General features: G+C 74.5%; 4 protein-coding genes. 1 reads left to right on the top strand and 3 read right to left on the bottom strand.

From position 1 onward, the window contains the following. Positions 1-836 (bottom strand): alpha/beta hydrolase (locus F8271_RS30045; protein WP_151493175.1); only part of this gene is annotated, 836 nt, incomplete at its 3' end. Positions 837-992: 156 nt separating this feature from the next. On the opposite strand from F8271_RS30045, the gene F8271_RS32690 reads away from it, so the two are divergent. Further along, complete coding sequence (locus F8271_RS32690) at positions 993-1,166, top strand: hypothetical protein (protein ID WP_192580523.1); 174 nt, start codon at positions 993-995, stop codon at positions 1,164-1,166. A gap of 24 nt (positions 1,167-1,190) precedes the next feature. On the opposite strand, the gene F8271_RS30040 is transcribed toward F8271_RS32690, so the two are convergent. Together F8271_RS30040 and pta are read right to left on the bottom strand one after the other, a co-directional pair. Further along, positions 1,191-2,306, bottom strand: coding sequence for an acetate/propionate family kinase (locus F8271_RS30040; protein ID WP_151493174.1), 1,116 nt, complete (start codon positions 2,304-2,306; stop codon positions 1,191-1,193). Beyond that, entirely contained in the window at positions 2,303-4,372 is a 2,070-nt protein-coding gene (pta, locus tag F8271_RS30035; RefSeq protein ID WP_151493176.1) for a phosphate acetyltransferase, read from the bottom strand. The genes F8271_RS30040 and pta overlap by 4 nt, the downstream gene beginning before the upstream one ends. Positions 4,373-4,376 lie beyond the last annotated feature (4 nt).

The raw sequence follows: 4,376 nt of genomic DNA, 5'->3' as shown, positions 1-4,376 counted from the left end.
CGGGCGCCGGCCGCCTGATCGCCGTAGAGGGTCCAGCGCAGGAAGTCGGTGGTGGTGGCGAGGACCGGGGCGAAACCCGGGTGGCCCGGCGTGAGGTACGCGCCATGGTCCTGGCCGCGCAGGCTGAGGAACGCGGCCGGCCCGGGGGTACGCCCGTACGCGGCCCGGCCCACGGTCACCGGCACCACCGCGTCGGCCGTGCCGTGCACGAAGAGCACCGGTGCGGGCGGCCCGGCGAAGCTGCCCGGCAGTCCACCGCCGGCGATGACGATGCCGGCGCGCAACCGGGCGGGATGGCCCTCGCTGAACATGCCGGAGGTGGTGAAGCCGCCCGCCGAGTGCCCGGCAGCGGCGATCGACGTCAGGTCGAGGTGGCCGGCGAGCGGATCACCAGGTGCGCGGTCGACGCGGCCCAGGTGTCGGATCAGCCGCCACCCGTCGGCCGGCTGGTTACGGACGTCGGCGCGGGTGAAGTGCGCGGCGCCCTGCCGGGTGTGCGGGTACGCCGGTGCGGCCACCACGAAACCGGCTGCCGCCCAGCGGGTGGTCAGGCCGGCGTGCAGGTCGGGTCGGCTGTACAGCCCGTGGCTGTAGACCACCACCGGAAACCGCCCGGAGGCCACCCCGTCGGTCGAAGCCGGATACCAGATCGTCACCGGCAGGGGGCGCGCCGAGCGCGGATCGAGGGTGAGCGTACGCACGCCGACGGCGTACGACCCCTCGGGCGCCCGGCGCGCCGAGACCGGCCCGGTGGCCTCGCCGGCCACCGCGGTGGCGGGCGCGCAACCAGCCAGCAGTGCTGTCACCAGTACGGCCATGAGCCGCCCCGCCCCCATCGTTCCACGGTAGGTGCCCGGGCGTGCGTAGCGGCCCCGCCGTCCGGCCGGGCTGTACCCGCCACCCGGCCGGGTCGCCTCCGCCGGCCGGGTCGACCCGCCGGGGCGACGTGGGCGGGGGCGGTGCTCCGCGAACGGCTTCGCTATGGTCACCGGATGCCTGAGAACTACACCGACCCCAGCGGCAACACCGAGGCGTTCCGCGCCTTCTCCCAGACGCCGGAGGCCGCCGGCCCGGCGGACGCGCCGTCCCGCCTGCCGCTCATCGTCGGTGCGGCGGTGGTCATCGTGTTGCTGGTGGCCCTCGTCGCCTGGTTGGCGATGGGCTGATTTGGCGTACCCGGGACGGTGCGGTCAGGCCGCCTCGACCACGTCCCGGGTCTGCCGGGCGATCTCGCGTTCCTCGTCGGTGCGGATGACGCAGACGCTCACCTCGGCGCCGTCGGGTGAGATCACCCGGTCGCCCGTGCCGTCGTTGCGGGTGTCGTCGACGGCGATGCCGAGCCGGTGCAGGCCGGCCAGCGCGGCGGCCCGCACCGGCGCGGCATGCTCGCCGACCCCGGCGGTGAAGGCGATCGCGTCGACCTGGCCGAGCAGCGCGTAGTACGCCCCGACGTACCCGGTGATCCGCCGGCAGTACACGTCGAAGGCCAGCTCCGCCGCCCGGTCACCGGACGCCCGACGCTGGAGCACCTCGCGCATGTCGTTGGCGCCGGTGAGGCCGAGCAGGCCGCTGCGGTGGTTGAGCAGGTCGTCGATGTCGTCGACCGACAGCCCACCCTCCCGGCGTAGGTGGAAGATCACGGTCGGGTCGATGTCGCCGCTGCGGGTGCCCATCACCAGCCCCTCCAACGGGGACATGCCCATCGAGGTGGCCACGCTGCGGCCGTTGTGCACCGCGCAGGCGCTGGCCCCGTTGCCCAGGTGCAGGGTGATGGTGTTGAGCTGCTCGTACGGGCGGCCCAGCAGTTCGGCGGTGCGGCGGGAGACGTACGCGTGCGAGGTGCCGTGGAAGCCGTACCGGCGGATGTCGTACCGCTCGGCGGTGTCCCGGTCGATCGCGTACGTCGCGGCGGCCGCCGGCAGGGTGTGGTGGAACGCGGTGTCGAAGACGGCGACCTGCGGCACGTCCGGCAGTGCCGCGCGGGCCACCTCGATACCGGCCAGGTTCGCCGGGTTGTGCAGCGGAGCGAGCGGCACCAGGTCCCGGATCGCGGCCAGCACCGCCTCGTCGACCAGCACCGGCGCGCTGAACGTCCGGCCACCGTGCACCACCCGGTGCCCGACCGCCGTCAGCCCGGTGAGGTCCTGCTCGGCCAGGATCTGCCGGACCGCGCCGGCGTGGTCGGCCGGGCCGCCGCCGGGCTCACCGATGCGTTCCACGGTGCCCTGGTCGAGTGCCCGGTCACCGTCGTAGCGGCGCCACTTCACCGACGACGACCCGCAGTTGAGCACCAGCACCCGACTCACGAGGCCTCCTCGGTGGCCGCCTGGATGGCGGTGATCGCCACCGTGTTCACGATGTCCGGCACGGTGGCGCCCCGCGACAGGTCGTTCACCGGCCGCCGCAGCCCCTGCATCACCGGGCCGACGGCGACCGCCCCGGCGGAGCGCTGCACCGCCTTGTACGTGTTGTTGCCCGTGTTGAGGTCCGGGAAGATGAAGACCGTGGCGCGGCCGGCGACCGGGCTGCCCGGCAGTTTCGTGGCCGCCACCGCCGGGTCGATCGCCGCGTCGTACTGGATGGGCCCCTCGACGAGCAGGTCCGGCCGGCGCTCCCGGACCAGCGCGGTGGCCGTGGCGACCTTCTCCACGTCCGCGCCCGCGCCGGAGCTGCCGGTGGAGTACGACAGCATGGCCACCCGGGGTTCGATGCCGAACCGGGCGGCGGTGTCGGCCGACGAGATCGCGATGTCGGCGAGCTGGGCGGCGTCCGGGTCGCGGTTGACCGCGCAGTCGCCGTAGACCAGCACCCGGTCGGCGAGCAGCATGAAGAAGACGCTGGACGCCACCGAGACCTCCGGCACGGTTCGGATGATCTCGAACGCCGGCCGGATGGTCGCGGCGGTGGTGTGCGTCGCGCCGGACACCATGCCGTCGGCCCGTCCGGTGGCCACCATCAGCGTGCCGAAGTAGTTCGCCTGGGCCACGATGTCGTGCGCCAGCTCGGTGGTGACGCCCCGGTGGGCGCGCAGCCGCGCGTACTCGGCGGCGAAGCCGTCCCGCCAGCCGCTGGTGACCGGGTCGACGACGCTCGCGTCGCCGAGGTCGATGCCCAGCTCGCGGGTGCGCCGGGCGATGTCGTCCGGCCGCCCGAGCAGGGTCAGCTCGGCGACCCCCCGGCGCAGCAGGATCTCCGCCGCCCGCAGGATCCGCTCCTCGGAGCCCTCCGGCAGCACCAGGTGCCGGGGCTGCGAGCGGGCCCGGTCGATCAACTCGTTCTCGAACATCAGCGGGGTGACCCGGGTCGACCGGCTGACCCGCAGTCGGCGGGCCAGGTCGTCGGTGTCCACGCAGCGCTCGAACGCCCCCAGCGCTGCCTCCACCTTGCGCGGGTTGGCGACGCTGGGCCGGCCCTCGATGCGACTGGACGCGGCCACCGTGTCGTAGCTGTCGCTGCCCACGGACAGCACCGCCAGCCCGGTGTTCAACCCTTCCACCAGCCGCATCACCCGGGGGTCGGGCTGCTCGCCGAGGGTCAGCACCAGCCCGGCCACCGACACCTGCCCGGCGACGTGCGCGGCGCTCGCGGCGACGAGCAGGTCGGCCCGGTCCCCGGGGGTGATCACCAGGGCGCCCTCGGTGAGGTGGCTCAGCAGGGTCGGCACGTGCGCGGCGCCGACCACGAAGTCCAGCACGTCCCGGCCGAGCGCGGCGTCGTCACCGGCGAGCAGCGTGGCGCCGAGCGCCGCCGCCACCTCGGCCACCGTCGGCGCCGACACGCTCGGCACCTCCGGGATGGCGTACGCGGGCACCGGCAGCTCGGGCAGCGTCATCGGCTCGGCGACCCGGTTGGCGATCACCGCGAGCACGGTCGCGCCCAGGTCGGCCAGATCGTGGTACGCCCCGCGCATCGCCGACGCGACGGCCGCCGGCGCCTGCCCGAAGCCGTCCACCACCGGTACCACCACGCTGCCGAACTCGGTGGCCAGCCGGGCGTTGAAGGCCAGCTCCCGGGGTCGGGCCGAGTCGCCCGGATCGTCGAAGTCGCTGCCCACCACGACGACCGCCGGGCACTGCCGCTCCACCGTCCGGTAGCGCTCCACGATCGCGGAGATCAGCTCTTCCCGCCGGCCGTCGGCGACCAGCGTGGCCGCCTCGGCGTACGTCGCCCCGGCCAGCTCGGTGAGCGGCAGCTCGACCCGGTAGCGCTCGCTGAGCAGGGCGAGGATCGGGTCCGGTCCGGTGTCGGCGACCAGCGGCCGGAACACGCCGATCCGCCCCACCTGACGGGACAGCAACTCCGCCAGCCCGAGGGCGACGGTCGACTTGCCCCCGCCCGACCCCACGCTAGTCAGATACACACTTCGGGCCACAGCC

The organism is Micromonospora sp. ALFpr18c (assembly GCF_008868155.1).
Taxonomy (GTDB): domain Bacteria; phylum Actinomycetota; class Actinomycetes; order Mycobacteriales; family Micromonosporaceae; genus Micromonospora.
Note: the sequence above shows the minus strand (reverse complement) of the source record. Positions and strands in the feature narration are given on the sequence as shown.